The sequence below is a fragment of the Spirillospora sp. CA-142024 genome (assembly GCF_050942325.1).
Lineage (GTDB): Bacteria > Actinomycetota > Actinomycetes > Streptosporangiales > Streptosporangiaceae > Spirillospora.
Genome location: NZ_CP192077.1, coordinates 6,859,638 through 6,883,948, shown reverse-complemented (window position 1 = coordinate 6,883,948; position 24,311 = coordinate 6,859,638). Strand labels below are relative to the sequence as shown.

Here is a 24,311-nt window from a genome sequence, read left to right as displayed (position 1 = left end):
GCGGGCGTCCGGAGGCCATGCGGATGACACGTGGGGTCCGGCCGGCCAGGGAGAACGTGGGCGCCGTCCTTCCGGCGCGTTTCCTGGCGGCAGACGACGGGCGGGTTCGCCGCGCCGGCGTCCGCGTCACGCCTGTGCCCGGCAGGGAGAGCGTGCTCGGCGAGGTGCGCGACCACCTTGCGGCCGGCGGTGGCGGTGTCCTGCTGGCGGGCCCGGTCGGGATCGGGAAGTCCACCCTGTTGTCCGCCCTGGCGGCCGAGCACACCGCGGCCGGCTACCGGATCTTCGCCTGCGGTCCGGCGGAGACCGAGCATCACCTGCCGTTCCTCGGACTCATCGACCTCATCGCACAGGTCGTGGACGAGGTCATCGACCGCCTTCCGGGACCGGAGAGCCATGCCCTGCGGTCCGCGCTGCTCCTGCATGACGTCCCGCTGGGGGAACGCGACCTGCTGTGCCTGAGGCTCGGCGTCCTGCACGCCTTCCGGACGCTGTGCGCCGACCGGCCCGGCCTGGTGCTGATCGACGACGCGCAGTGGCTGGACCGTCCGACCGGCGAGCTGCTGGCCTTCGTGGCGCGGCGGGCGGCCCGGCTCGCGCTGCCGCTGCGGGTGATCGCCTCCATCCGGCCGGAGCCGTCCGGGGGCGGGCAGGGCGGCCATTGGGGGGACGCGGCCGGCCTGTGCCCGGAACCGGTGCTCACGGTCCGGGTGCCGCCCATGCCGGTGGCGGAACTGGGGGTCCTGCTGGGCGGCCGGTTCGGCCGATCCTGGCCGCGCTCGCAGCTCGTCCGGATACACGAGGTGAGCGGCGGAAATCCGTTCTTCGCGGTGGAACTGGCGCGCAGTGTTCTGGACAGCGATGATCTGCGAACCGGCGAGCTGCCCATTCCGCAGAGCCTTTCGGTGCTGATCCGGAAACGGATGGACGCGCTTTCCTCCCAGACCCGCGGAACGCTGCTCATGGCGGCCGCCGCGAGCCGGCCGTCGGTCGAGCTGCTGCGCCGGACGGGACGCGCCGGCCTCGCGGAGGCCGAGCGCCGGGGCATCGTCGACGTGGACGCCGGCGGGCAGATCCGCTTCGCCCATCCGCTGCTCTCGGCGGTGATCTACGCCGAGGCCGAGTCCACCGAGCGCAAGGCGGCCCACCAGGCGCTGTCCGAGGCGGTGCGCGATCCCGTGGAGCGCGCCCTGCACCTGGCCAAGCTGACATCGGGACGGGACCGGCGGATCGCCGCGACGCTGGAGGAGGCCGCCACCGTGGCCCGCCGCCGCGGCGGCCTCTCCACGGCGGCCCATCTCGGCGAGCTGGCCGCCGATCACACTCCCGCGTCCGAGCGGGACGCCGCGGTCGGCAGGCGGCTGCGCGCCGCCGAGGACGCAGTTGCCGCAGGCGACTACGAACTGGCCAGGCGGCTCGCCCGGCAGGCCCTGGAGCGGACGGCGGTGCCGCGGGACCGGGTCCGGGCCTGGGTGGTGATCATGGACTCGTCCGGCCAGGCCCTGGCCGAGGTGGAGGAGGTCTTCCCCAAGGCGATGGAGGCCGCCCGGGGCGAGCCGTCGCTGCTCGCCCCGCTGCACTACCGGCTGAGCTGGCGGGCCTGGATGGTGCGGGGTTCGGCGGCGGCCGCGCATGTGCACGCCCGCCGTTCCGCGGAGCTGGCCGCCCTCGCGGGGGATCGGAGGACCGAGCTGTTCGCGCTGAGCAAGCAGGCGAACATCGAGTTCTTCCTGGGCCGTCCCGACGCCGAGCGCACGCTCCGCAGGGCGCTGGCCGATCCGCAGGATCCCGAGGTGATGTGGCATCACAACGGCCCGATCCACCTCAAGCACCGCCACCACCTGATGCACGACCGGCTGAACGAGGCACGCGCCGAGCTGCGCGCGCTGATCTACAGCGTCCGCCAGCGCGGCGTGGTCGAGAGCCTGTGCCTGTCCCTGTACTGCATGAGCCAGGTGGAGGTCCTCCAGGGACGCTGCCGGCAGGCGCTCAGCCTGGCGCGGCAGAGCCTCGGCCTGGCCGAGGACTGCGGGCTGAGCCAGGGGCCCTCCTGGTACGCGCTCGCGCTGGCCGAAGCCGCAGGCGGCGACCTCGACCGGGCGCTGACCGCGGCGGAACAGGCGGTGCAGCACAGCGAGAGCGACGGCGACCTGCTGTTCCTCCCGCGAGCGCTGCACGCGGAGGGCCTGGTGCGGCTGCAACTGGGCGACGCGACCGCGGCGGTGCGGATCCTGGACGAGGTCCGGCGCATGGAGACCGAGCAGGGGCTCGCGGATCCCTCGGTGCGCCGCTGGCACGCGGACCTCGCCGACGCCCTCGTCGGCGTCGGCCGCCCCGGAGAGGCCGCCGAACTGCTGGCCGAGGCCCGAGCGCAGGCAGGCAGGCTGGGACGCCGGGGTGTCCTGGCCGTGCTCGACCGGTCGGCCGCGCTCGTCTGCGCGGCCCAAGGCGACCGCGACGCCGCGCTGGACGGGCTCAGCCGCGCGGGGGAGCGGCTCCAGGCCCTCCCGTACCGACTCGAAGAGGGCCGGGCCTGGCTGGAGCTGGGCTCGCTGCGCGCCCGGCTGGACGACCCGGAGCGAGGCCGCTCCGACCTGCTGCGCGCCCGCGGCGTCTTCGCCAAGACCGAGGCCCGGCCCTGGCTGGCCCGGACGCTGGCCGAACTCCAGCGGGTGGACCACGACGGCCCGGTCCGCCGGTCCGCCGGCGAGGACCCGCTCGGCATCCTCACCGACATCGAGCGCAAGGTCGCCGTGCTGGTCGCCGAGGGCGCCACCAACCGGGAGATCGCCGCCCGGCTGTTCCTCAGCATCAAGACGGTGGAGGCCGCCCTCACCCGGACGTTCCGCAAGCTCGGCGTCCGCTCCCGGGTGGACGTCGCCCGCCTGGCGGTCTCCGGCCGCTGACCCGCGGATTCGCGTGTGCCGTGGCGCCCCGGCGCGGCTCGTTCGCAGGCATAGGGATATCCCTATGCGTTCTTCGTGAGGCTTTCTAAACCCCCTGAACATCCACACACTCGCGCTTGTCCGAGATGCACGGCTTTGTCGGAGTCTCAGTGGAAGGGTGTTCCCCGCCGGCGTCCGGACGTCCACCCCCGTCACCACGGGCTCCCCCGTCTTAAGTGGTGAAAGGACATCCACCCCATGTCCCAACGGAGCATCGCCATCGCCACGTCGGCGGCGGCACTGATCGCCATGACCGGCGTCACCGTCGCCCCGCAGGCCGCGGCCACCCAGGCGGCCGAACCCCGTCCCCAGCCGTCCGGGCACTCGGCCTTCAAACAGGCGCCCTTCACGCTCGACCCGTCACCGTCCGTCCGCAAGAAGGCCGTCGACCGTGCGCGGAAGGCCATCGCCGCGCACCCGGGCCGCGCGCACCACGTCAGCGGGCAGCGGTTCACGGCCCGGTCCGTCGCCGTCAGCCGGGACGGTGCGGCCGACGTCCGCTTCGACCGCACCTACCGGGGCCTCCCCGTCTACGGCGGAGACCTCATCGTGCACCTCAGGCCGAACGGCTCCTACCGCACGCTGGAGACCGCGTCCGACACCGCGGGCGCGATCCGGACCACGCCCTCGGTGCGCGCGGGCGAGGCCGCCAAGCTCGCTCGCGGTCAGCTCAAGGGCACGGTCTCGGCCGTCTCGAAGCCCAAGCTGGCGATCAAGATGAAGGGCCGGTCGGCCACGCTGGTGTGGCAGACCGTCGTGTCCGGTGTGCGCGCCGACCAGACGCCGAGCAGGCTGCACGTGCTGGTCGACGCGCAGAAGGGCAAGATCCTGCAGAGCAGCGACGAGGTCTCCACCTTCGCGCCCTCAGGCATCCGCACCGCGGGACGCGCGGCTCCCCGGGCGGCCGCGGCGACCGGCGGCACCGGGCGCGGCATCTACGTCGGCACCGTGAACATCGACCTGACGCAGTCCGGCAGCACCTGGACGATGAAGGACCCCTCGCACGGCAACGGGTACACCACCAACCTGAACCACGCCACGTCCGGGACCGGCACCACCTTCAGCAACTCCACCGGCACGTTCGGAAACGGGTCCAACAGCGACCCTGCCTCAGCCGGCGTCGACGCGCACTACGGCGCCGCCATGACGTACGACTACTTCAAGAACGTCCATGGCCGGAACGGCATCTTCGGCGACGGCCGGGGCGTCCCGTCCCGCACCCACTACGGCAACGCCTACGTCAACGCCTTCTGGGACGGCAGCCAGATGACCTACGGCGACGGCGAGGGCAACGCCAGGCCGCTGGTCGAGATCGACGTCGCCGGGCACGAGATGAGCCACGGCGTCAGCGGCGCCCTCGTCGGCTGGGAGGAGAACGGCGAGACCGGCGGGATGAACGAGGGCACCAGCGACATCTTCGGCACGATGGTGGAGTTCTACGCCGGCAACCCGGTGGACACGCCCGACTACACGATGGGCGAGCTGATCGACATCTTCGGGAACGGCTCTCCGCTGCGGTACATGTACAACCCGGCGCTCGACGGCGAGTCGCCCAACTGCTACGACAGCGACAACGGCGACCTGGACCCGCACTACTCGATGGGCCCGCTGAACCACTGGTTCTTCCTGACCGCGGTCGGCAGCGGCGACCACGGCTACGGCAACAGCCCGACCTGCAACAACTCCACGGTCACCGGCATCGGCAACGACAAGGCCGCCAAGATCTGGTTCAAGGCCCTGGCGTCCTACGCCAACAGCAACGAGAACTTCGCCGACGCCCGCGTCGACTCGCTCAAGGCGGCCGCCGACCTGTACGGCACGCACTGCACCGAGTACAACACCGTGAACGCCGCCTGGGCGGCGGTGAGCGTCACCGGCTCCGACCCGGTCCCGGGGACGTGCCCCGGCCAGGGCGACGCCCCGCGTGTCACCAGCCCCGGCGACCAGGTGAGCACGGTCGGCACGGCGGTGAACGTCGCCGTGCAGGCCAGCGACCCGAAGGGCCAGACCCTGACCTACGGCGCGACCGGGCTGCCGGCCGGGCTGTCGATCAACTCCTCCAGTGGCGTCATCTCCGGCACCCCGACGACGGCCGGCTCCAGCACCGTCACGGTCAGCGCCAAGAACACCTCCGGCCTCACTGGCACGGCCACCTTCACGTGGACGGTCAACCCGCCCGGCGGCGGCTGCTCCTCGCCCGGTGACAAGGTGTCCAACGGCGGGTTCGAGAGCGGCACGTCACCGTGGACGGCCACGTCCGGCGTGGTCTCGGCCAACGGCAGCGGTGAGAGCGCCCGCTCCGGGTCGCACTTCGCCTGGTTCGACGGCTACGGGACGAGTCACACCGACTCGGCCACGCAGTCGGTGACCATCCCGGCGGGCTGCAAGGCGACCCTGACCTTCTACCTGCACATCGACACCGACGAGACGACCACTGGCACCGCCTACGACAAGTTCAGCGTCAAGATGGGCAGTGACACCGTCGCCACCTACTCGAACCTCAACGCCGGTTCGGGCTACGTCCAGAAGAGCTTCGACGCCTCCGCCTACGCGGGCAAGACCGTCACGCTCTCCTTCACCGGGACGGAGGACTCCAGCCTCCAGACCAGCTTCGTCCTCGACGACGTGGCGATCAACGCCGCCTGACGGCCGTCCCGCCCTGCCGCCGGTCCCTTGCGAGGGACCGGCGGCAGCCGCGTGGCGGACCACCCTTGACCAGGCATACGTCTGTCAGACGGCTCAAAGGGCTCCGTGTCGACGCCCGGAACGCGACTGTAACCTTGGCTTACCACATGCCAGGGAGGCGCTGCGTGGACATCTCGACCTCATGGTTCCGCCAGTCGACCTCGAGCAGCGAAGCCTGGCCGATCGACCGTGTCCTGGCGGCCAAGAGGGCTTCGGGCCTGACGGTCACGGTGGTGATTCCGGCGCGCAACGAGGCGGCGACGGTCGGCCAGGTCGTCGGACGCATCCTTGGGGAACTGGTCGAGGGAGCCGGTCTGGTCGACGAAGTCGTCGTCATGGACTCCGACAGCGACGACGACACCGCCCGCACCGCCGCGGCCGCCGGAGCGACCGTCCACCGCACAGTGGACGTCGTGCCGGAGGCGGGCTCCTTCCCCGGAAAAGGGGAGGCGCTGTGGAAGTCGCTTTTCGTGACGAGCGGCGATCTCCTGGTGTTCCTCGACGCCGACCTGACCGTCTGGTCGCCGCAGTTCGTGGTCGGCCTGCTTGGACCGCTCCTTTCCCAGCCGGACACGCTGCTGGTGAAGGGGCACTACCACCGGCTGTCACCGCCCGGATCCGCGGATGATGAGGACGGCGGCAGGGTGACCGAACTCGTGGCCCGGCCGTTGCTCAACCTGTTGTGGCCCGGCCTGGCCGGGGTGGTCCAGCCGCTGGCCGGTGAGTGGGGCGTACGGCGGTCCCTGCTGGAGACACTGCCGGTCCCGGTCGGGTACGGCGTCGAACTGGCCACCCTGATCGACACCTTCGAGCGGCACGGCCTGGACGCACTCGCGCAGGTGGATCTGGGCCGGCGCGGGCATCGCAACCAGCCGGTCCGCGACCTCGGCGTGATGGCGGCCGAGCTGCTGGGGGTCGTCCACCGCCGCGGCGCGCTGATCCCGGGCGGAGCCCTTTCCCCGTCGCTGCGGCAGTACGACCCGGTCACGGGCTGGACGGTCCGGCCGGTGCCGACGGCCGAGCGTCCGCCGGCGGTCTCCGAGCCCTCGTACGCCGGCAGGCGGCTCGAGGCGACGCGGTGAGGTTCGGTGAGCGGCTCGCCGGTGGAGACCTGCTCGTCATGGCCATCGTCAACCGCACACCCGACTCCTTCTACGACCGAGGGGCCACGTTCGCCTTCGACCGGGCGCTCGCGCGCGTCGACGAGGTCGTCGCCGAGGGCGCCGACATCATCGACGTCGGAGGGGTCAAGGCCGCGCCCGGCGCCGAGGTGGGCGTCGCCGACGAGATCGACCGGACGGTTCCGCTCATCGCCGCGATCCGGAAGCGGTACCCCGATCTGATCATCAGCGTCGACACGTGGCGGCACGAGGTCGCACGCGAGGCCTGCCTGGTCGGCGCCGATCTGCTCAACGACGCCTGGGGCGGGGTGGACGCCCTGCTGGCAGAGGTCGCCGCCGAATTCGGCGCGGGCCTCGTCTGCACCCATGCCGGAGGCCTGCCCCCGCGGACGCGCCCGCACCGGCTGGAGTACGACGACGTCGTGGCCGACGTGATCGTCCGGACGACGGGGCTGGCCGAACGAGCGGTGGCCGCCGGCGTCGATCCGGCCGGCATCGTCATCGACCCCGGCCACGACTTCGGGAAGAACACCTGGCACTCGCTGGAGGTCACCCGCCGCCTGGACGAGCTCGTCGCCACCGGATGGCCGGTCCTGGTGTCCCTCTCCAACAAGGACTTCGTCGGCGAGTCCCTGGGGCTTCCAGTCGATCAGCGCGTGTACGGCACGCTCGCGGTGAGCGCGGTGTGCGCGTGGCAAGGGGCCCGGGTCTTCCGCGCGCACAATGTCGCCGCGACCCGGCAGGTGCTCGACATGGTCGCGGTGACCCGCGGCCTGAAGCCACCCGCGCGGACCGTCCGCGGACTCGCATGATCGTCGCCGCCGCCTGCATCCCCCAGCCTCCGCTCCTGCTGCCCGGCCTGACCGGCGGCCCGGTCGCCGAGGTCGAAGAGCTACGGGCCCACATCCAGCAGGCCGTGACACTGGTGGTCGAGCAGGCATCCGACGAGGTGATCGTGGTGGGCGCGGCACCGACGACCGGACACTGTCCGCGTGACGCCCCAGCACCGGCCGGACGCCTGGCCCCCGCCGCCGACCGCCGTCCAGAACAGACCCCGCTGCCGTTGCCACTCGTGATCGGCCGGGCGGCACTCGAAGGGCATCAGGTCTCATACGTCCTTCAGGGCGTGGAAGCCTCCGCACCACCCGCCCGCTGTCATGCACTGGGCGTCGGCCTGGCCCGCGGCCCCGGCCGGACCGCGCTGCTGGTCGCCGCCGACGGCAGCGCCCGACGAGGCGAAAAGGCCGCAGGGCACCTGGACCCCCGAGCCCCGGCGCTCGACGACCAGGTCGCACGCGCCCTCGACAACGCCGACACCACAGCGCTGCTAGCCCTGGACCCGCAACTATGCGCGGACCTACTACTGACCGGCCGTGCCCATGGCAAGTACTGGCCGGGGCCTGCGAGAGCAGCTCGTGGTCGACAAACCGCCTATACGAGGCAGACCCCTTCGGCGTCGCCTACCACGTAGTGACCTGGCTCCCCGCGGCAGCGGGCGAGGTGAATCAAGCCCATGCAACGGCCGGGGCTTGACCTCAAGTTCGCTTGAGGAAGCACGGTGATCCTCATGAGCCCAACGAACATCGCCGCACCGACACATGAGGCCGAGATCGAAGCGATGAAGCAAGTGGTCGCCGCGGTCGAGCACTCCCAGAACAACGAGCTGCCCGACGAGTTCGCCGGCCTGTTCCGAGACGACGCCATCTGGACGACGGGCGGCGGTAAGCGACTCTTCGGCCGTGAGGCGATCTCCGCTTTCACGCATCAGGTGCTCCCGGGCGGGATGCAGGGCTCGACGGTCACGTTCGAGGTGGAACACGTGCTGTTCATCCGTCCTGACGTCGCCGCCGTCAAGGTGCGCCAGGTGTACGAGACACCGGGCGGGCAGGAGGTGGGCACGCCGATGTTCGTCATGTCGAAGGAGGAAGGGCAGTGGCGCCTGACCGCCTGCCAGAACACCAGTGTGCTCGACGACGAGTGACCGCGGCCGAGAGGCTGGCAAGATTTCGACGGCGACCGCCCGTCTGATGAACAAGCTCAGGGGCGAGGCGACGACGGCCGGCGGGCCTATCGGCAGACGGTTCCGGCAAGGGGAAGCCGGGTCGAGATCAGATAGTCGTCGATGCGGGACGTGGCGCAGGACGTCCTGAGGTAGGAGCTGTGCCCGTTCCCGCCGTTCTCGTCGTTCACCAAGAGCCCGGACCCTTGGATGTGGGACGACAGGCTGCGCGCCCATGACAGCGGGGTAGCGGGGTCATGGGTGTTGCCGACCACGAGCACCGGCGGGACGCCACGGACGTTCAGCGGCCGTTGCGGGTTCGTCGGCGGGATCGGCCAGCCGAGACATCCCGTCGTCATATCCCAGAACTCCGACGTGCCCTTCATATGCGGCGCGAGCCGCCTGACACGGTCGAGCCGGGCGCGCAGATCACGGTAGCCGGTGATGCCGTGGGCGATGTCCAGGCACAGGATCGACCGGTAGGCCGACGTACTCGCCGGGTCGTCGAGGGCCGAGGCGCGCACGGACGACAGGATCTGGGCGTCGCCGTTCTCGGCCTGGACGATGCCGTTGGCCAGGCCGTTGCCGTACTCAGGGAGCTGGTTGAGGAAAACGTAGGCGACGTAGCGCAGTTCCTCACCGGTCAGCGGACGGCCGCCCTTGACCGGAATCGGCTCGCGTTCGGCCCTGGCAAGGAGCTCGTCCCACACCTGGGCGACGTCGCGACCGTGCAGTGCGCACGCCGGCGTCTGGGCACACCACTGTGCGAAGCGTCCGAAGGAATCCTCGACGGCCACGGCGGCGTCGGCGACCAGCCGCTCGGAACCCAGACTGTGGTCCACCGCGCCGTCCAGCGCCATCGCGCGCACCCTGCCCGGGAACAGCCGCGCGTACTCGGTGCCCAGCATGCTGCCGTACGACTTGCCCAAGAAGCTGATCTTCGATTCGCCCAGCGCGGCCCTGACCGCGTCGAAGTCGCGGGCCACGCTTGTGGTGTCAATCTCGCGCACCAGGGGGCCGGTGCCCGAGAGGCAGCTCAGGCCGACGGCCCGGTTGTGCGACATCAGCTCGCGGTAGCCGGCAGGGGTCCGGGGGAACTGCGTCACGGCCGGGTCGTGGACCGGGCGCTCGCAGGTCACGGCCGAGCTTTCACCCACCCCGCGCGGGTCGATGCCCACCACGTCGAACCGGCGCAGCAACTCGTCGCTGACGGCGTACGCCGGGTAGTCGCGCAGCAGCATCGCCGCCTGGCCGCCGGGACCGCCGGGATTGAAGAACAGCGTGCCGAGGCGCTTCCCGGTGGCCTTGCGGCGCACGACGGACAGCTTGATCTTGCGGCCGGCCGGAGCGGCCCAATCGAGCGGGACCTCGACGGTGCCGCACTCGGCTTGTCGCTCGCCGCAAGGCCGCCAGGAGATCGGCGGAGACGCATGGGCAGGGACGGTCGCGGGGGGCAGCGCCAGGAAGAGCGCCAGAAGTGCGCGGTTCACGGTGACCATGCTGCTCGCGTGCGGGATCGGCGGCCTCGGCCGAAAGGCCGATCCGGCTCGGCCGTCCGGCCGTGTTTGCCACAATTGCCCGGTGCGATTGTGGACGGTGCAGCACAGAGCGGTCCTTGATTCGCTGGAGACCAGCGGCGAGTTGGTCGGCGACTGGGCCCGCCTGCCGGTCGCGTCGTACCGGCCGGTGTACGACGCGATGGTGACGGAGATGGCCCGGCGCGGCCTCGACTGCCGGGGCCTCCCGCCAGTGTGGGCGTGGCTCGGTCCGGACACCCGCGACAACGCGGTAGCCGTGACGGCCGAGTCCCTCCTCTGCCCGGAGACCGACGAGGAATACGCCCGCTATGTCGTCCTGGACCTCGATGTGCCGGACGAGACGGTCTTGCTCAGCTCATACGGACGCTGGAACGACTTCATGGAGGCAAACCTCCTGGGCGGAGGGTCGGCGACCATGGACTGGTCGATCGACCGGGAAGAGCCCGCCGGTGTGCAGGCGTGCCTGCCACGCGTGCCTGCCAGATACGTGCTCGGAGACCGCCCCCTGGAGCCGTTCGCCCCGAAGCCGGAAGAAGACTAGGACGACGACTCCCCAGCCGACCCGCATGGCGTCGAGCTCTCCCGCAAGCGGACAGCCCGCAGCGCCATCGACCGCCCGCGCCAAAGGACTCCGCCCACTCGGAGAGATCCCCGACCCACCCCGAGGGGATCGAGGACCGTCCCCCCGGGCACCGCTTGCCATCACACTCTGTTCGCGGACGATTCATACTGTGACGCGGTGGTCGCTGAAGTACGACCACGAACAAAGCAGAGGAGATGTACATGCCCCACACCCGAGCGGTGTCCTTCGATGGTGACGACACCCTGTGGGACTTCGGGACCGCGCTGCGCGCGGGCTTGGAGGCGGCCGTGCGGTGCTTCCACACCGAGGGTCTGGCGCAGCACGACGGCACGCCGGTGACGGCCGAATGGCTGTCGAAGCTGCGCGCGGAGGTGGCGGCCCGGCCGGAACGGCGGGACGCCCGGATCGCGGAGATCAGGATGGAATCGCTGCAGAAAGCGGCCGAGCACACTGGGGCCCGTGCAGGGTTCGCAGGCGAGGTCTTCGACCAGTTCATGGCGGTTAGGCATGACAGCGTGCGGGTCTACCCGGAAACGCTGGCGTGCCTGACGGACCTGGCACAGTGCGGGTGGCGACTGGCGCTGATCACCAACGGCAACAGCGATCCCTCCCGGCTCGGGCTGGACGCGCTGCTGGAAGTGCAGGTGTACGCGGACGACTGCGGACTGCGCAAGCCCGACCCCGCCATCTACCGGCACGCTGCCAAGCGGCTCGGAACGACACCCGAGTCCTGCGTCCATGTGGGCGACCACCCGGAGCAGGACGTGACCGCTTCACATGCGGCCGGGATGCGACCGGTGTGGCTCAACAGGGGCGGTCTCGACCGCCCTGCAGGGACGGCACCGTCGCTGGAAATCGCCAGCCTGGCGGAACTCCCGCCGCTGCTGGACGCACCCGTCGCCGGCTGAACCAGCTGACAGACAAGTAGTCAGAAAGGCGGGGATCCCCACGGACCCCCGCCTCTCGCTCTTTCGCGGATCATCCAAGAGCCCAGTAATGGACGATCCCGGAGTGAAGCAAGATCGCAGAGACCGCCCCTCGAACTTGCAGAAACAATGGGAGCAGGCGACGGGAATCAAACCCGCGCAGCCAGTCTGAAAGATATCGGGCCGCGATCTTGAAACCAGCATCGATGCAGCTCAACGACCACATCCCGTGATCCGCAAGCGACCGTAGCACCCTGCTACCGACCACCCCAACGGGCACGATCAGGGCACGCCCACCCGCCTGGGGGATCACACTCTCACTCCGCAGGGTGGAGTGACCAAGAAGACGACTGACCCCTACCTGACTGGTTCCGCGCACCCAGAACAGGCTTTGGTCGGGTAACCGGGGGGCTACCGCTTCTGGGCCCGATAGTGCCTGAGCAGTGCGGTGATCTTCGCGTAGTCGCGGTTTCCGTTCAGCTCGGCCAGGAGATCGTCGGGGCACAGCTCGTAGTGGTCTCCCCACCACTTGTGCGCCTTGGTGTCCCAGATGCGGTAGCCGCCGGGAACCCCACGGGCTACGTAACGCCTCTTCGCCACACGTCACTCCATCGCCAACCCAGACAGCCGCTCGTCGGCACCAACGAGCCTACGAACGGGCCTCAGCCCAAAGCGATCCATTAACCGGACTTAAGCGTCGGTCCGCGCACGTGTTGCGTCCGCAGCCGGCAAGTCCCTGGTGTGCGGCGTAGCCGCTGTTTTTCTTCCCACCTTCCTCCCCCCGGCCCCGACGAGACCTGTACTTTGCGGCGGACGGGTTCCGTCCGTCGCCATCCTTGGCGGATCGGGGTCGGGGGGACCCGCGCGCATTTCCAGTCCAGCTTGCAACGTCCCTGGATTAGCGGAGTGTGGTCGCCGGCTCGGACATCGTCCAGGCGGCGGCGCGACCCCGTGGCGGCCGGACGGGGCGGGGCCGGCGGAAGTGGCGCGATGCGCGGCCGGGCGCGGCCGTCCGGTGACCGGCGCCCACGCCGCACGCTCCGGGCGGCCAGGCGCGGGGCCGCGCAGCGGCCTGAGCGCCGCCGCCCCTGGACCTGGACCCGTGCGTTGTCCGGGTGGCTGGCCCGCTGGCCGAGTTGGACGGCGGCAAGCTCCTGGAGGACACGCCCAAATCGCGGGCTGGTCGGCGCGTGGTGTCCATTCCGCCGGAGATCGTCCCAGACATGCAAGCGCACCTAAACCAGTTCGCCGAGGACGGTCCGGACGGGCGGGTGTTCGTCGGCCCTCGGGGCGGTCCCCTCCGGCGCTCCGGCTTCCGGCGCATCTGGAACAAGGTGCGGGCGGACGTCGGCCTTCCTGACCTCCACTTCCACGACCTTTGCCATGTCGGCAACACCCTGGCGGCCACCACGGGTGCAAGCCTCAAGGAGTTGATGTCCCGAATGGGCCACGCCTCGTCCCGTGCCGCACTGATTTACCAGCACGCAAGTCAGGATCGAGACAAGGTCATCGCGGCGGCTCTCGGCGAGGCGTTCAAGGTCGCCCGGGCCAGTGACAAGAGTGACAAGGGCACGCTGAAACGATCGGGCACGCAACGGGCACGGAAGCGTTAGCGATCTTGAGAAACGACAAGGCCCAGGTGGGGAAACACAGTTCCTACCTGGGCCTTTGTGGTGGGAGCGGGCGACGGGAATCGAACCCGCGTAGCCAGTTTGGAAGACTGGGGCTCTACCATTGAGCTACGCCCGCGAGCGGATGCAGGCCCGCGTGGGCCTCGATCGCCATCCCGTAGCGTACAGGGTTCCCGGGGTGGACGTGCCGGGCGGTCGGCGGAGCGGGCGGGGCCTGATCGGGACTAGACTTCTCGCGTCGTCGCGTCCTGCGGTGATGTGCGGGCTGTAGCGCAGTTTGGTAGCGCACCGGCTTTGGGTGCCGGGGGTCGTGGGTTCAAATCCCGCCAGCCCGACCCAGCTCAGAGACCCTGTCCCAAAGGCGTGGGATGGGGTCTCTTGCGTTGGTCGGAAGCCGTTCGGGAGACGCTCGCAGAGCTATGACGCCGGTCGCTGGGGACGCGCGCGCAGGCGGATGTGAACTTCTGGGGGCGGTCGGTAGTCACATACTGGCCGGGCCCTTGCCGACGGGGTGCCGGCGCCTGTCCGCAGGGGCTGTTGCTCGGTGAGCGCGGCAGGTGCGGATTCTGGAAGTCGGTGGTGACACCCGAGGAGCTCCCTGTGACAGGTTCCGCTCGTCCGCCGTGGGAAGAAGGTGGGCATCGGCCGCCTCCCCTTCCGCCTAACCGGCAGCCCCACCACGGGTACGAAGGGCCGTGGCCGTGGGAACACGAAGCGCCTCCGCCACCTCCGCAGCCGCCTTACCCGCCGCCGCAGCCGCCCTGGCAGCCGCCGCCGCGTCCGCCGGTGCGCTCGGGTGGGGTCTCGCGGGTGCTGAATCCCTTCCGGGCCGCGCAGGCGGTGTTCCGGCCCTCGCGGCCGGACCTGATCGTCGACTCGCGTGTCCGGAACCTGCAGGTCGCCCGCGCCTGGGCGGGGATCGTGGTGACCCTCGCCGTGCTGGTGGTCTACAAGGCCGCCGCCCCCAAGGACCTGGCGAGCGGGCGGTTCGACGATGCCTGGAACAACGTCCTCGTCCTCACTTGCGTCCTGCCGCTGACCGTGGGCGGTTTCATCCTGGCCGCGCGGCCGCCGAACCGGGCCGAGTTCGTCCGCCGGATCCGCTACCCGCTGATCTCGGTGGGGGCGATCTTCGGCGCGATGTTCACGTTCTACCTGGCCGCGGGGCCCGAGCTTGAGGGGGCTCGCAAGGCGGCCGGGATGGTCGTGCTGGTCCCCGCAGGGGTTGTCCTGTTCCTGTGGATGGTCCCTTTCGCTCTCTACGGCATCGTGCTGTCCCTGACCAATGTGTTCCGGACGGCCGACATCCACGAGATGGTTCCGCCATTGGTGAGCGTGTCGGCGTCCTGGGCGGTGGCTGCGGTCAACCTGGTCACGGATCCTTACAAGGGAGTGCCGGGCCTCTTGGCCGTGGTGCTGCTTCTGGGGGCGCCGGTCACCGTGTCCGCGCTTGCGTACTACGAGATGCGCAGGCTGCGCAGACTGCACGGCATCACGTTGCGCAACACACTGCTGCGCTGACTCGACGCCGTGGGGCGGGCCCCGGAGTGGTTCCGGGGCCCGCTCGGCGTATCTAGACGGTGGCCGCGAGGAGGGTGCGGGCGTCGGTCGCCGCTGTGCTGATCGCCTTGGGCAGGTGTTCTGGACGGCGTCCGCCCGCGTTCGCGATGAGGCCCTTGCCGCCCGCGCCGCCGCCGACCTCGCGTGCCGCGCCGGTCAGCAGGTCTCTGGCCTGGACGCCGGTGTCCGCGCCGGCCGCCGCGACGAGCAGCGCCTTGCCGCCGGACTCCGTGCCGAGCACGACCAGGCCGCGCGGGTCGCGGCGGGTGAGGATGCCGGTCGCGAGGGTGCGAAGGTCCGCGCTGGTCAGGCCGGGGACCGACCGCGCGACCAGCCAGCCGCCGGGGAGCGGTTCCGCCAACGCTGCGAGACGGTCCGCGTGCGCGTCCAGGTCTGCTCGGCGCAATGTTTCCAGCTGCCGCTGGGTTTCCGCGAGTGTTTCCAGACGTTGCCGCAGCCGGTCCGGTGCCTGGTCGGGCCGGACGTTCAGCAGCGCCGCGAGTTCGTGCAGCAGGTGGCGCTGGTGGTCGTGGTGGCGCAGGGCGTCCGCGCCCGTGAGGGCCTCGATCCGGCGAAGGCCGGTGCCGATGGACGACTCGCCGACGATGTGGACGGGGCCCGCCTGCGCGCCGTGCCCGACGTGCGTGCCGCCGCAGAGTTCGCGGGACGCGTCCCCGATGTCCACGATGCGGACGTCGGTGCCGTACTTCTCGCCGAACAGCGCGAGCGCGCCCGCCGTTTCCGCGTCCGCCCGGCTCGCTTCCCAGATGCGCACTTCCGGGTCGTCGAGCAGGTAGTCGTTGACGAGGGTCTGGACGGGGTCGGTGTCGACCGGAGAGAGGTGGGAGAAGTCGAAACGCAGGCGTCCTGGCTCGACGCGCGACCCGCGTTGGGTCGCGTGCTCGCCCAGGAGGCGGCGCAGCATCGCGTGCAGGACGTGGGTGGCGCTGTGCGAGCGCGCGGTCGCCGCCCGCCGGTCCGCGTCCACGACCGCTTCCGCCAGGTCCCCGGGACGCACCTCGCCGTCCACGATGCGGACACTGTGCACGTGCAGTCCGTCGAGCCCGAGGCGGGTGTCGAGGACCTGGAGGTTCGCCTCGGGCGTGCGGATCGTCCCGGTGTCGCCCACCTGGCCGCCTGACTCCGCGTAGAACGGGCTGCGCGCCAGGATCACCTCGACCTCGTCGCCCTCGGCCGCATGGTGAAGCTCGCCGGTGGAATCGAGCAGCGCGCGGACACGTGTTTCCGCTGTTTCCGAGGTGTAGCCGACGAAGTCCGTCAGGCCGTGCCGCGCGGTGATCCGACGGTAGGCGTCCTGCCGCGCTACCGCGTCGCCCTTCCGGCCCTGGCCCGCCCGGTGCGCCTGGCGGCGCTGCTCGTCGAGAAGCTCCGCGAAGGCCTCCTCGTCGACCGTGAGCCCCGCCGACCGCGCCGCGTCGATGGTCAGGTCGATGGGGAAGCCGTAGGTGTCGTGGAGTTCGAACGCCGTGCGGCCCGAGATGGTGGACGTCGCGCGGCCGATCGCCGCGTCGAGCAGCTGGGACCCCTGGCGCAGCGTCCGCTCGAACGCCTCTTCCTCGGCCGTGACGACCTGCCGGATCAGCTCGGACTGCCGCGGCAGCTCCGGCCACGTGCCGCCCAGGTTCGCGATGACGCTGGACGTCAGCGAGGGCAGGACCAGGTCGTCGATGCCGAGCCGGCGCGCGTGCCGGACCGCCCGCCGCAGGAGGCGCCGCAGCACGTAGCCGCGGCCGTCTCGCGCGGGCATGACGCCGTCCGCGATGAGGAACGCAATGGACCGCGAGTGCTCCGCCACGACGCGGAAGGACGTCGAGTCGTCGCTGCCGTCCCGCCCTGGGTAGTCCCGTCCCGCCATCTCCTGGACGAGCCGGAACGTCGGCGCCAGCAGATCCGTCTCGCAAACCGTGTCCGCGTCCTGCAACACTGCCGCAAGACGGTCGAGACCGAGCCCTGTGTCGATGTTCCTAGCGGGCAGCTCGCCCAGAATCGGATATCCGTCCTTGCCGGAGCCCTCCCCACGGAGGTTCTGCATGAAGACGAGATTCCACAGTTCCTGGTACCGCTCGCCGTCCACCGCGGGCCCGCCCTCACGTCCGAAGGACGGCCCTCTGTCGTAGTGCAGTTCGGAGGACGGTCCGCAGGGGCCGGGTATGCCCATCGACCAGTAGTTGTCCTCCATGCCGAGCCGTTGGATCCGCTCAGAGGGGACTCCGACGCGCCGCCATAGCCGCATGGCTTCGTCGTCGTCCAGGTACACGGTGACCCAGAGGCGTTCTGGGTCGAGGTTGTAGTGGCGTGTGAAGAGTTCCCACGCCCAGGAGATCGCCTCCTCCTTGAAGTAGTCGCCGAAGGAGAAGTTGCCGAGCATCTCGAAGAACGTGGCGTGCCGCGTAGTGCGGCCCACGTTCTCGATGTCGGACGTCCGCGCGCACTTCTGCACGGACACCGCACGGGGATGTTCCGGCGTGGTCTCGCCGAGGAAGTACGGCTTGAACTGGTTCATGCCCGCGTTCGCCAGCAGAAGCGTGGGATCGGACGGAATGAGCGGGCTGGACGGCACGACGCGGTGGTCGCGGTCCTGGAAGAACCCAAAGAAGGTCGAACGAATGTCAGTCGAACGCATGGGACGGCCTCACGAGGTCGATGGGATGACGGCGCACACCGCCGAGCCGGGCCGGGCACGTCTGCTCGTTCCCCAGCTCGGCGCGGCTAGCTCGCCGTCCCACCTCGTGAATGACCATCACTCGACAAGTTACCGCCTCGCCTTATTGGGCGGCACATGGTTTCAGGGCGTCTTGAGCGCCTCGGCCTCTGCTGAGCGGGCGTCGTAGAGGGCGCGGGAGGCATCGATCTCGTCGAGATGGGTCTCGGCCCAGCGGACGAGGGCGCTGGCCGCGTCCATCAGGGTCGCGCCCATCGGGGTGAGCGCGTACTCCACCCGCGGAGGCATGACCGGATAGACCGTGCGGGTGACGATGCCGTCGCGCTCCAGCCCGCGCAGGGTGACGCTGAGCATCCGCTGGCTGATGCCGTCGATCTCGCGCCTCAGCTCGTTGAACCGCTTGGCGCGCTCGCCGAGCAGCGAGATGACCTGCAGCGACCACTTGTCGCCGACCCGGTCGAGGATCTCGCGGGCACGGCATCCGGCCGGTGTGTGCTCCATGGTTATCTCCAGGTGACCAGGGCAGAAAAAAGTGCCTTCTTGTGCCGACTCCGAGGTGTCCGCACCATGGAGACGGTTCCCGATCGGAACCGCCTTACCATTCATAACCTTAGGAGACACGATGACGGCCGAACTTGTCGAGATCCCCGGCTACGTCGCGGGCACCTGGACCATCGACCCCGCGCACTCCGGCGTCGGCTTCACGATCAGGCATCTGATGGTCAGCAAGGTCCGCGGCCGGTTCGGGACGTTCGAGGGGACGATCGTGACCGGCGCCGACGTGCTGGACTCCTCGGTGACCGCGACCATCGACCTGACCTCGATCGACACCGGCAACGCGCAGCGCGACGAGCATGTGCGGTCCGCCGACTTCCTGGACGTCGCGAAGCACCCCTCGATGACCTACCGCTCCACGGGCCTGCGTCCCGACGGCGACGACTACGTCCTGGACGGCGAGCTCACGCTGCGCGGAATCACCAAGAACGTCCCGCTGAAGCTGGAGGTCGGCGGCTTCGGCCCCGACCCGTTCCGGCAGGACGACCCGTTCAAGGGCGCCCGCGCGGGGTTCACCGCGACCGGCGAGATCAGCCGGCTGGAGTTCGGCGTCGGCGACACCACGAAGATCCCGGGCGGCAACGGGCTCGGGCTGAGCGAGAAGGTCCAGATCGTCCTGGAGATCGAGGCCGTGCTCCAGACCGACGACTGACCGGCGACTGACCGGCGACTGACCGGCGACCGACCGGCGGCCGACCGGTTCAGGCGCCTGGTCGCGGTGGCGGTTCCCGGTGCTGTACGCCGAGCAGCCCGGGAAGCGCGTCCAGCGTGGTGATGCGCGGGACGTCGAGCGTGTCGGGCGCGGGATCACCGGAGCGGTCGAGCCACACGCCGGTGAGGCCCGCGGCCGCGGCGCCCTGCGCGTCGGTGATGAGCCGGTCCCCGACGTAGGCGGCCGCGGCCGGCTCGACGCCGAGGGCCGCGCACGCCGTTCGGAAGATCCCGGCGGCGGGCTTGGCCTGGCCGGTCTCGCTGGACGCGACGACGACCGGCAGCCGGTCCGCGAGTCCGATCCGCCGGACCTTCGTCCGCTGCTGCTCCGCGTCGCCGTTCGTGATCACGCCGAGCCGCAGGCCGCCCGCCGCCAGGACGGGGAGGGTCCGCTCCGCGTCGGGGAAGGGGCGCCAGGCCGCCTGGTACAGCGCCAGGAATCCGGCGAGCCACGCGTCTGCGCGGGCGTCGTCCCAGTCGCCGAGGCCCAGCTCGCGGGCGAGCGTGACGATCCGGGAGCGGCGCTGCTCGGTGAGGCTCAGCTCGCCCGCCAGGTACCGGTCGACCGCCTCCTCGGACAGCTCCGTCCAGCGCGGGACGAGCCACGCCGGTGCCACGTCCGGGAACGAGTGGACGATCGCCTCGGCCGCGGCCTCCTCATGGTCGAGGAGCGTCCCGTCGAGGTCGAACAGCACCGCCATGACTGCCCCGCCGAAGTCGTGCGTCACGATGGACGGCTCCTCCAGACCCCAATGCGTGGCTCCGGTAAGTCCTGCCCAGGACCCGCTCACGCGAACCGGCGTGATTCGGCGAGCGTGCGGACCGTCTCCATGACGGACGCACGGCGGCGCGCCGCGGCCGCCTCATCGTCGTCCTCGTCCAGCACCAAGCGGCACAGCTGAGGGACGGCGAAGTTCCACGCGACGAGGCCGAGGATGGTGAACATCCAGTCCTGCGCGTCCCGCGTACGGGCCGGCTCCGCGAGGTCCGCGCCGAGGCCGAGGTCCTTGAGGTCGCGGACGTTCTGGCGGTACTCCGCACGGCGTTCCGCCTCGCCTTGCACCTCGCCCTGCGTCTCCAAGGCCTCCCACAGCAGCAGCCGGATCAGGTCGGGGTGCTCCCTGTACCAGTCGAACAGTTCCCCCACCGACTCGGCCAGCCGGTTCGGGTCGATCCCGGACGCATGGCAGATCTCGTCGACCTTGGCGCGTACGACGGCGCCGAACAGCTTCTCCTTGCCGCCGAAGTAGAGGTAGATGGCCTGCTTGTTGGCCCGCGCATCGGTCGCGATGCGTTCGATGCGAGCGCCCGCGAGCCCGTGCGCGGCGAACTCGGCGGTCGCGGCCTGGAAGATCCGCCGCCGGGTGGCTTCCGCGTCGTACGTCATGGCCGAATTAAACCATCCGGTTGACTTCGGTCGTGCGATCCGGAACTATAAAACAACCGGATGGTTTATTTGGAGGACGACATGACCACGACCGAGGCTCCCGTTCCCGTGCGCCCGCCCTTTTCGCCCGCCCTCGCCGGGCGGACGGCAATCATCATCGGAGGCAGCTCCGGCATCGGCCTGGCCGCCGGCGAGCAACTGGCGTCCCTCGGCGCCCGGGTGGTGCTCACGGGCCGGGACAAGGCACGGCTGGACGAGGCGGTGCGGCGCGCAGGCGCGGCCGGCGACGGCGCGGTCCTCGGCATCGCCGCGGACGCCCGCGACGAGGACGCGCTGGAGGCCGTCTTCGAGGGGGCGGGCACCGTGGACCACGTGCTGCTGACGGCCGGCGGCCTGACCGGCGCCGCGCCCGTCACCGAGATCAGCCGCGGGGCCGCACGCGAGGCGTTCGACGAACGGCTCTGGGTCGCGCTCGCCGTGGCGCGGGCGGCCGTGCCCCGGCTGCCCGCGGGCGGGTCGATCACCTTCTCGTCCGGCGTCTTCGTGGCGCGCCCGCGTCCGGGCATGGCGGCGCCGCTGGCGGCGGTCGGAGGTGTGGAGACGCTGACCCGGGCGCTCGCCGCCGAGCTGTCCCCGCGCCGCATCCGCGTGAACGCGCTGCGCTTCGGCACCTTCGACACCCCGCTGCCGCGCTCCATGATGGGCGCCGGGACGGACGCGGCCGGCGACCGGGCCGTCGCGGCGGCGGGCGCCGCGTTGCCGCTCGGTCGGTGGGGGACGCCCGAGGAGGCGGCGTCGGCGGTGCTGTTCCTGATGGCCAACGGCTACGTGACCGGGGAGGTCCTCACTATCGACGGCGGCGCGAGCCTCTGACGAGGGCCGCCGACGCGGGAGGCGGGCCCCTGACCGGCGTCCAACTGGTCAGGGGCCCGAAGTCTCGGCCGTCTGAGGGGCTGGGAGTACCCCTTCTGCGAACAGCTCAGCCGAGACCGCTCTGGATCGCGGTGATCAGCTCACCGCCCGTCGTGTCGCCGCTCAGCTCCCAGAAGAAGGCGCCCGCCAGGCCCTGGTCCTTGGCGAAGGACATCTTCCCGCGGATGGTGGACGGCGTGTCGTAGCTCCACCACTCGCTGCCGCACTTGGCGTAGGCGGTTCCGGCGACGGTCCCGGTGGCGGGGCACTTGCCCTTGAGGACCTTGTAGTCCTCGATGCCCGCCTCATAGGTGCCGGGTGCGGCGCCGGTCGCGGTGCCGCCGGGCCCGGACTGGGTGACGCCCGTCCAGCCGCGCCCGTAGAAGCCGATGCCGAGCAGCAGCTTGTTCGCCGGGACGCCCTTGGCCTTGAGCTTGGCGATGGTGTCGGCGGAGTTGAAGCCGGCGTGCGGGATGCCGGTGTAGGACGTGAGCGGCGAGTGCGGCGCCGTCGGCCCCTGCGCGTCCCAGGCACCGAAGTAGTCGTAGGTCATGGGGTTGAACCAGTCGGCGTACTGCGCGGCGCCGGCGTAGTCGGTCACGTCCATCTTGCCGCCGTCGCTGGCGTCGGCGGTGATCGCGGCCGTCACGAGGTTGTTCGAGCCGAACTTGGAGCGCAGCGCCGACATCACGTTCTTGAACGCGGCGGGTCCGCTGGTGTCGCAGGACAGCCCGCAGGCGTTCGGGTACTCCCAGTCGATGTCGATGCCGTCGAACACGTCCGCCCAGCGCGGGTCCTCGACCAGGTTGTAGCAGGACTCGGCGAACGCGGCCGGGTTCTGCGCGGCCTGGCCGAAGCCGCCGGACCACGTCCAGCCGCCGAACGACCACAGCACCTTCAGGTTCGGGTGCAGCTTCTTGAGCTTGCGGAGCTGGTTGAAGCTGCCGCGCAGCGGCTGGTCCCAGGTGTCGGCCACGCCGTCGACGCTCTGGTCGGCGGTGTACGCCTTGTCGTAGTCGGCGTAGCTGTCCCCGATGGCGCACTTGCCGCCCGTGACGTTGCCGAACGCGTAGTTGATGTGGGTCAGCTTCGCGGCGGAGCCGCTCGTCTCGATGTTCTTGACGTGGTAGTTCCGCTGGTAGACGCCCCACTCGGCGAAGTACCCGATGACCTTGTCGCCGGCGGTGGGGTTGCCGCCGCCCTCGTCCGTGGTGACCGACACGGCGCCGGAGGCGGGGGAGGTGTTCCCCGCGGCGTCGCGGGCCTTCACGGTGAAGGTGTAGGCGGTCTTGGCCGACAGCCCGCCGATGGTGGCGGTGGTCCCCGTCACCGATGCCGCCTTGGCGGCGCCGTTGTAGACGTCGTAGCCGGTGACGCCGACGTTGTCGGTCGACGCGTTCCAGGCCAGCGACACGCTCGTGGCGGTCTTGCCGGTGGAGCGGAGAGCCGACGGGGCCGATGGGGCCGCGGTGTCGTTCTGAGGTGTCCCGGAACCGTCGCAGGCGGCGCCGTTGACCGTGCAGCCGGTGAACCAGCCGGGTCCGCTGCCGCCGAACCCGAAGCTGGTGCTGGCGCCCGCCGCGAGCGTGCCGTTCCAGCTCGCGTTCGCGAACGTGTAGTGGTTCCCGGAGACGGTCTTCGTCGCGTCCCACACGTTGCCGATGGACGTGCCGGACGGCAGGTCGGCCTCCACCTTCCAATTGCCGATCGAGGCGCCGGTCCCGTTGGTGATCGTGCAGCTGCCCTCGAAGCCGGTGCCCCAGTCGGAGGTCTTCTTGCAGGCGGCGGTGACCGCCTGGGCCGACGACGCCGGCGGCGCCGTGAGCAGGGCGGTGGCCACCGCCAGTGTCGCTGCGCCGGCGAGCGCGATGGCCCGCCGTCCGCCCGGTCTGGACATGATTCTCCGTTCGGTCCGGCCCCCGAAACAAACAGGAATCCCCGCTCACTCTTAGGAAAGTTTCCTAAGAATTGGCCCGATGGTAACCGGGTGGAACGGTGCGGACAAGGGCCTCGCGAAGGCCCGCGGACGGCGGAATCGGTGGTCTAGCCGACTGTCTGGGGTCCTATGGTCACCGGTCGCCGAAAAGTTCAGGCGGTGCCGCGGAAAGTTCATACGGTGCCGAACCAGCCGGGCATGTCCAGCCGCCACAGGTCCGCGGGCGTCATCCGGCGCAGGTCCTCCTCCAGTGCGCGCACGCGGTCCGTCCCGAGCCGCCGCACCCAGTCGTCCCGGATCCGCTCGAAGATCCGCTCGGACCGGGCGAGGGAGTCCATGCCGCGCCCGGTCAGCCGGACGATCTTGCGTCGCGCGTCCCGGGGGTCCGTGCCGCGCTGGACGTAGCCGGCCCGCTCCAGCGATTCGACCATCTTGCCCGCGGCCTGCTTGGACACCCCGAGCCGGCGGCCGAGCTCGACAGCCGTCGTGCCGTCCGGGCCGATGGCCTGGAAGACGAAGCCGTGCATGGGCCGCAGGTCCGGATGCCCTTCCCTGGCCAGCTCGGCGTGCAGTTCGTCGATGATCACGCGGAAGGCGAGGAAGAGCCGCAGCGGCAGCTCGAAGCCCGGGGCGTCGCTTGACATGAAAGACAACCTCATTGACTATATGGACAACCGCATTGTCTAACTTAGGGGATGGAAGCCCGTGACGCTCATCCGCGACACCGAAAGCCGCCGTACCGAGACGCCCAACGGCGTGATGACCACGTTCGCGACGCCCACCCAGGGCGGCACGGAGGGCATCGCCGTCTGGCGCGTCGACTTCGCGCCCGGCAAGACCGGCCCGCTGCACGCCTTCGACACCGAACAGGTGTGGACGTTCCTGGACGGCGCCGTGACCATCGACCTGGACGGCCGCACGCTGGAGGCGGGCCCCGGCGACACCGTCGTCCTTCCGGCCGACGCACCCAGGCAGATGACGACCGGCGGCACCGGGTTCAGCGCCGTGGTCGCGGCCCACGCCGGCTGCCTCGCCTACGATCCGGAGGCCGTCGTCGACCCGGGCAAGTGCGCGATCGCGCCGCAGGGGGAGGAGCGGCTCGTCCCGCCGTGGGCCAGGTGATCGGGCGCCGAGACGGG

The 24,311-nt window shown here is 70.7% G+C and carries 21 protein-coding genes and 2 tRNA genes; 14 read left to right on the top strand and 9 right to left on the bottom strand.

Going from position 1 to position 24,311, the window contains the following annotated elements; genetic code table 11:
- The first annotated feature begins 17 nt into the window (after positions 1 to 17).
- The 6 genes from ACQPZP_RS32545 (at position 18) to ACQPZP_RS32520 (ending at position 8,732) form a co-directional block, all read left to right on the top strand.
- On the top strand, positions 18 to 2,906 hold the full coding sequence (locus tag ACQPZP_RS32545; protein WP_433473518.1) for an AAA family ATPase: 2,889 nt from the start codon (positions 18 to 20) through the stop codon (positions 2,904 to 2,906).
- A 237-nt stretch (positions 2,907 to 3,143) separates the two neighbouring features.
- The gene (locus ACQPZP_RS32540; protein WP_433473517.1) at positions 3,144 to 5,591 is read left to right on the top strand and encodes a M4 family metallopeptidase; all 2,448 of its coding nucleotides are present in this window, start codon (positions 3,144 to 3,146) and stop codon (positions 5,589 to 5,591) included.
- A 164-nt stretch (positions 5,592 to 5,755) separates the two neighbouring features.
- Positions 5,756 to 6,712, top strand: coding sequence for a glucosyl-3-phosphoglycerate synthase (locus ACQPZP_RS32535; protein WP_433473516.1), 957 nt, complete (start codon positions 5,756 to 5,758; stop codon positions 6,710 to 6,712).
- A gap of 38 nt (positions 6,713 to 6,750) precedes the next feature.
- Positions 6,751 to 7,563 (top strand): dihydropteroate synthase, encoded by an 813-nt coding sequence (folP, locus tag ACQPZP_RS32530; RefSeq protein ID WP_433479714.1) that lies wholly within the window; start codon positions 6,751 to 6,753, stop codon positions 7,561 to 7,563.
- Complete coding sequence (locus ACQPZP_RS32525) at positions 7,560 to 8,222, top strand: hypothetical protein (RefSeq protein WP_433473515.1); 663 nt, start codon at positions 7,560 to 7,562, stop codon at positions 8,220 to 8,222. The genes folP and ACQPZP_RS32525 overlap by 4 nt, the downstream gene beginning before the upstream one ends.
- Before the next feature lie 96 nt (positions 8,223 to 8,318).
- A complete protein-coding gene (locus ACQPZP_RS32520; protein ID WP_433479713.1) occupies positions 8,319 to 8,732 on the top strand; it encodes an SgcJ/EcaC family oxidoreductase in 414 nt (137 codons plus the stop codon).
- An 86-nt stretch (positions 8,733 to 8,818) separates the two neighbouring features.
- Here the strand turns inward: ACQPZP_RS32520 and ACQPZP_RS32515 are convergent, their stop codons facing one another.
- Positions 8,819 to 10,240, bottom strand: coding sequence for an alpha/beta hydrolase (locus ACQPZP_RS32515; protein ID WP_433473514.1), 1,422 nt, complete (start codon positions 10,238 to 10,240; stop codon positions 8,819 to 8,821).
- A gap of 91 nt (positions 10,241 to 10,331) precedes the next feature.
- Here ACQPZP_RS32515 and ACQPZP_RS32510 point away from each other — a divergent pair, with 91 nt between their 5' ends.
- The gene (locus tag ACQPZP_RS32510; RefSeq protein ID WP_433473513.1) at positions 10,332 to 10,829 is read left to right on the top strand and encodes a DUF3841 domain-containing protein; all 498 of its coding nucleotides are present in this window, start codon (positions 10,332 to 10,334) and stop codon (positions 10,827 to 10,829) included.
- Between the two features lie 242 nt (positions 10,830 to 11,071).
- On the top strand, positions 11,072 to 11,779 hold the full coding sequence (locus tag ACQPZP_RS32505; RefSeq protein WP_433473512.1) for an HAD family hydrolase: 708 nt from the start codon (positions 11,072 to 11,074) through the stop codon (positions 11,777 to 11,779).
- Positions 11,780 to 12,208: 429 nt separating this feature from the next.
- On the opposite strand, the gene ACQPZP_RS32500 is transcribed toward ACQPZP_RS32505, so the two are convergent.
- Positions 12,209 to 12,397: a hypothetical protein gene (locus tag ACQPZP_RS32500; protein WP_371953375.1), complete on the bottom strand. Its 189-nt coding sequence runs from the start codon at positions 12,395 to 12,397 to the stop codon at positions 12,209 to 12,211.
- Positions 12,398 to 12,912: 515 nt separating this feature from the next.
- Between ACQPZP_RS32500 and ACQPZP_RS32495 the strand changes: the two genes are divergently transcribed.
- Positions 12,913 to 13,410 (top strand): tyrosine-type recombinase/integrase, encoded by a 498-nt coding sequence (locus tag ACQPZP_RS32495; protein ID WP_433473511.1) that lies wholly within the window; start codon positions 12,913 to 12,915, stop codon positions 13,408 to 13,410.
- Positions 13,411 to 13,475: 65 nt separating this feature from the next.
- Here ACQPZP_RS32495 and ACQPZP_RS32490 read toward each other — a convergent pair.
- Positions 13,476 to 13,546, bottom strand: a tRNA-Gly gene (locus ACQPZP_RS32490).
- A 143-nt stretch (positions 13,547 to 13,689) separates the two neighbouring features.
- Here ACQPZP_RS32490 and ACQPZP_RS32485 point away from each other — a divergent pair.
- Positions 13,690 to 13,763: transfer RNA gene (locus tag ACQPZP_RS32485), tRNA-Pro, on the top strand.
- Positions 13,764 to 14,238: 475 nt separating this feature from the next.
- Positions 14,239 to 14,949, top strand: coding sequence for a hypothetical protein (locus tag ACQPZP_RS32480; RefSeq protein ID WP_433473510.1), 711 nt, complete (start codon positions 14,239 to 14,241; stop codon positions 14,947 to 14,949).
- A gap of 52 nt (positions 14,950 to 15,001) precedes the next feature.
- On the opposite strand, the gene alaS is transcribed toward ACQPZP_RS32480, so the two are convergent.
- Positions 15,002 to 17,632, bottom strand: a complete 2,631-nt coding sequence (alaS, locus tag ACQPZP_RS32475; protein WP_433473509.1) for an alanine--tRNA ligase — start codon at positions 17,630 to 17,632, stop codon at positions 15,002 to 15,004.
- 162 nt (positions 17,633 to 17,794) lie between these two features.
- Positions 17,795 to 18,172: a winged helix-turn-helix transcriptional regulator gene (locus tag ACQPZP_RS32470; protein WP_433473508.1), complete on the bottom strand. Its 378-nt coding sequence runs from the start codon at positions 18,170 to 18,172 to the stop codon at positions 17,795 to 17,797.
- Between the two features lie 121 nt (positions 18,173 to 18,293).
- Here ACQPZP_RS32470 and ACQPZP_RS32465 point away from each other — a divergent pair, with 121 nt between their 5' ends.
- Positions 18,294 to 18,878: a YceI family protein gene (locus ACQPZP_RS32465; protein ID WP_433473507.1), complete on the top strand. Its 585-nt coding sequence runs from the start codon at positions 18,294 to 18,296 to the stop codon at positions 18,876 to 18,878.
- A gap of 49 nt (positions 18,879 to 18,927) precedes the next feature.
- On the opposite strand, the gene ACQPZP_RS32460 is transcribed toward ACQPZP_RS32465, so the two are convergent.
- Positions 18,928 to 19,665, bottom strand: a complete 738-nt coding sequence (locus ACQPZP_RS32460) for an HAD family hydrolase (protein ID WP_433473506.1) — start codon at positions 19,663 to 19,665, stop codon at positions 18,928 to 18,930.
- A gap of 59 nt (positions 19,666 to 19,724) precedes the next feature.
- Positions 19,725 to 20,324, bottom strand: a complete 600-nt coding sequence (locus ACQPZP_RS32455; RefSeq protein WP_433473505.1) for a TetR/AcrR family transcriptional regulator — start codon at positions 20,322 to 20,324, stop codon at positions 19,725 to 19,727.
- A gap of 81 nt (positions 20,325 to 20,405) precedes the next feature.
- On the opposite strand from ACQPZP_RS32455, the gene ACQPZP_RS32450 reads away from it, so the two are divergent.
- Complete coding sequence (locus ACQPZP_RS32450) at positions 20,406 to 21,197, top strand: SDR family oxidoreductase (protein WP_433473504.1); 792 nt, start codon at positions 20,406 to 20,408, stop codon at positions 21,195 to 21,197.
- Between the two features lie 106 nt (positions 21,198 to 21,303).
- Here the strand turns inward: ACQPZP_RS32450 and ACQPZP_RS32445 are convergent, their stop codons facing one another.
- Both ACQPZP_RS32445 and ACQPZP_RS32440 read right to left on the bottom strand, forming a co-directional pair.
- Complete coding sequence (locus tag ACQPZP_RS32445) at positions 21,304 to 23,133, bottom strand: glycosyl hydrolase family 18 protein (RefSeq protein ID WP_433473503.1); 1,830 nt, start codon at positions 23,131 to 23,133, stop codon at positions 21,304 to 21,306.
- A 212-nt stretch (positions 23,134 to 23,345) separates the two neighbouring features.
- Positions 23,346 to 23,816 (bottom strand): MarR family winged helix-turn-helix transcriptional regulator, encoded by a 471-nt coding sequence (locus tag ACQPZP_RS32440; protein ID WP_433473502.1) that lies wholly within the window; start codon positions 23,814 to 23,816, stop codon positions 23,346 to 23,348.
- A gap of 61 nt (positions 23,817 to 23,877) precedes the next feature.
- On the opposite strand from ACQPZP_RS32440, the gene ACQPZP_RS32435 reads away from it, so the two are divergent.
- Positions 23,878 to 24,294 carry a cupin domain-containing protein gene (locus ACQPZP_RS32435; RefSeq protein WP_433473501.1) on the top strand — a complete coding sequence of 139 codons (417 nt, stop codon included), beginning with the start codon at positions 23,878 to 23,880 and terminating at the stop codon, positions 24,292 to 24,294.
- Positions 24,295 to 24,311 lie beyond the last annotated feature (17 nt).

Coding starts and splice junctions, on each gene's coding strand:
- ACQPZP_RS32440 (WP_433473502.1), bottom strand. CDS start 23,816: ATGTCAAGCGACGCCCCGGGCTTCGAGCTGCCGCTGCGGCTCTTCCTC.
- ACQPZP_RS32520 (WP_433479713.1), top strand. CDS start 8,319: ATGAGCCCAACGAACATCGCCGCACCGACACATGAGGCCGAGATCGAA.
- ACQPZP_RS32445 (WP_433473503.1), bottom strand. CDS start 23,133: ATGTCCAGACCGGGCGGACGGCGGGCCATCGCGCTCGCCGGCGCAGCG.
- folP (WP_433479714.1), top strand. CDS start 6,751: ATGGCCATCGTCAACCGCACACCCGACTCCTTCTACGACCGAGGGGCC.
- ACQPZP_RS32465 (WP_433473507.1), top strand. CDS start 18,294: ATGACGGCCGAACTTGTCGAGATCCCCGGCTACGTCGCGGGCACCTGG.
- ACQPZP_RS32505 (WP_433473512.1), top strand. CDS start 11,072: ATGCCCCACACCCGAGCGGTGTCCTTCGATGGTGACGACACCCTGTGG.
- ACQPZP_RS32470 (WP_433473508.1), bottom strand. CDS start 18,172: ATGGAGCACACACCGGCCGGATGCCGTGCCCGCGAGATCCTCGACCGG.
- ACQPZP_RS32545 (WP_433473518.1), top strand. CDS start 18: ATGCGGATGACACGTGGGGTCCGGCCGGCCAGGGAGAACGTGGGCGCC.
- ACQPZP_RS32455 (WP_433473505.1), bottom strand. CDS start 20,324: ATGACGTACGACGCGGAAGCCACCCGGCGGCGGATCTTCCAGGCCGCG.
- ACQPZP_RS32450 (WP_433473504.1), top strand. CDS start 20,406: ATGACCACGACCGAGGCTCCCGTTCCCGTGCGCCCGCCCTTTTCGCCC.
- ACQPZP_RS32540 (WP_433473517.1), top strand. CDS start 3,144: ATGTCCCAACGGAGCATCGCCATCGCCACGTCGGCGGCGGCACTGATC.
- ACQPZP_RS32525 (WP_433473515.1), top strand. CDS start 7,560: ATGATCGTCGCCGCCGCCTGCATCCCCCAGCCTCCGCTCCTGCTGCCC.
- alaS (WP_433473509.1), bottom strand. CDS start 17,632: ATGCGTTCGACTGACATTCGTTCGACCTTCTTTGGGTTCTTCCAGGAC.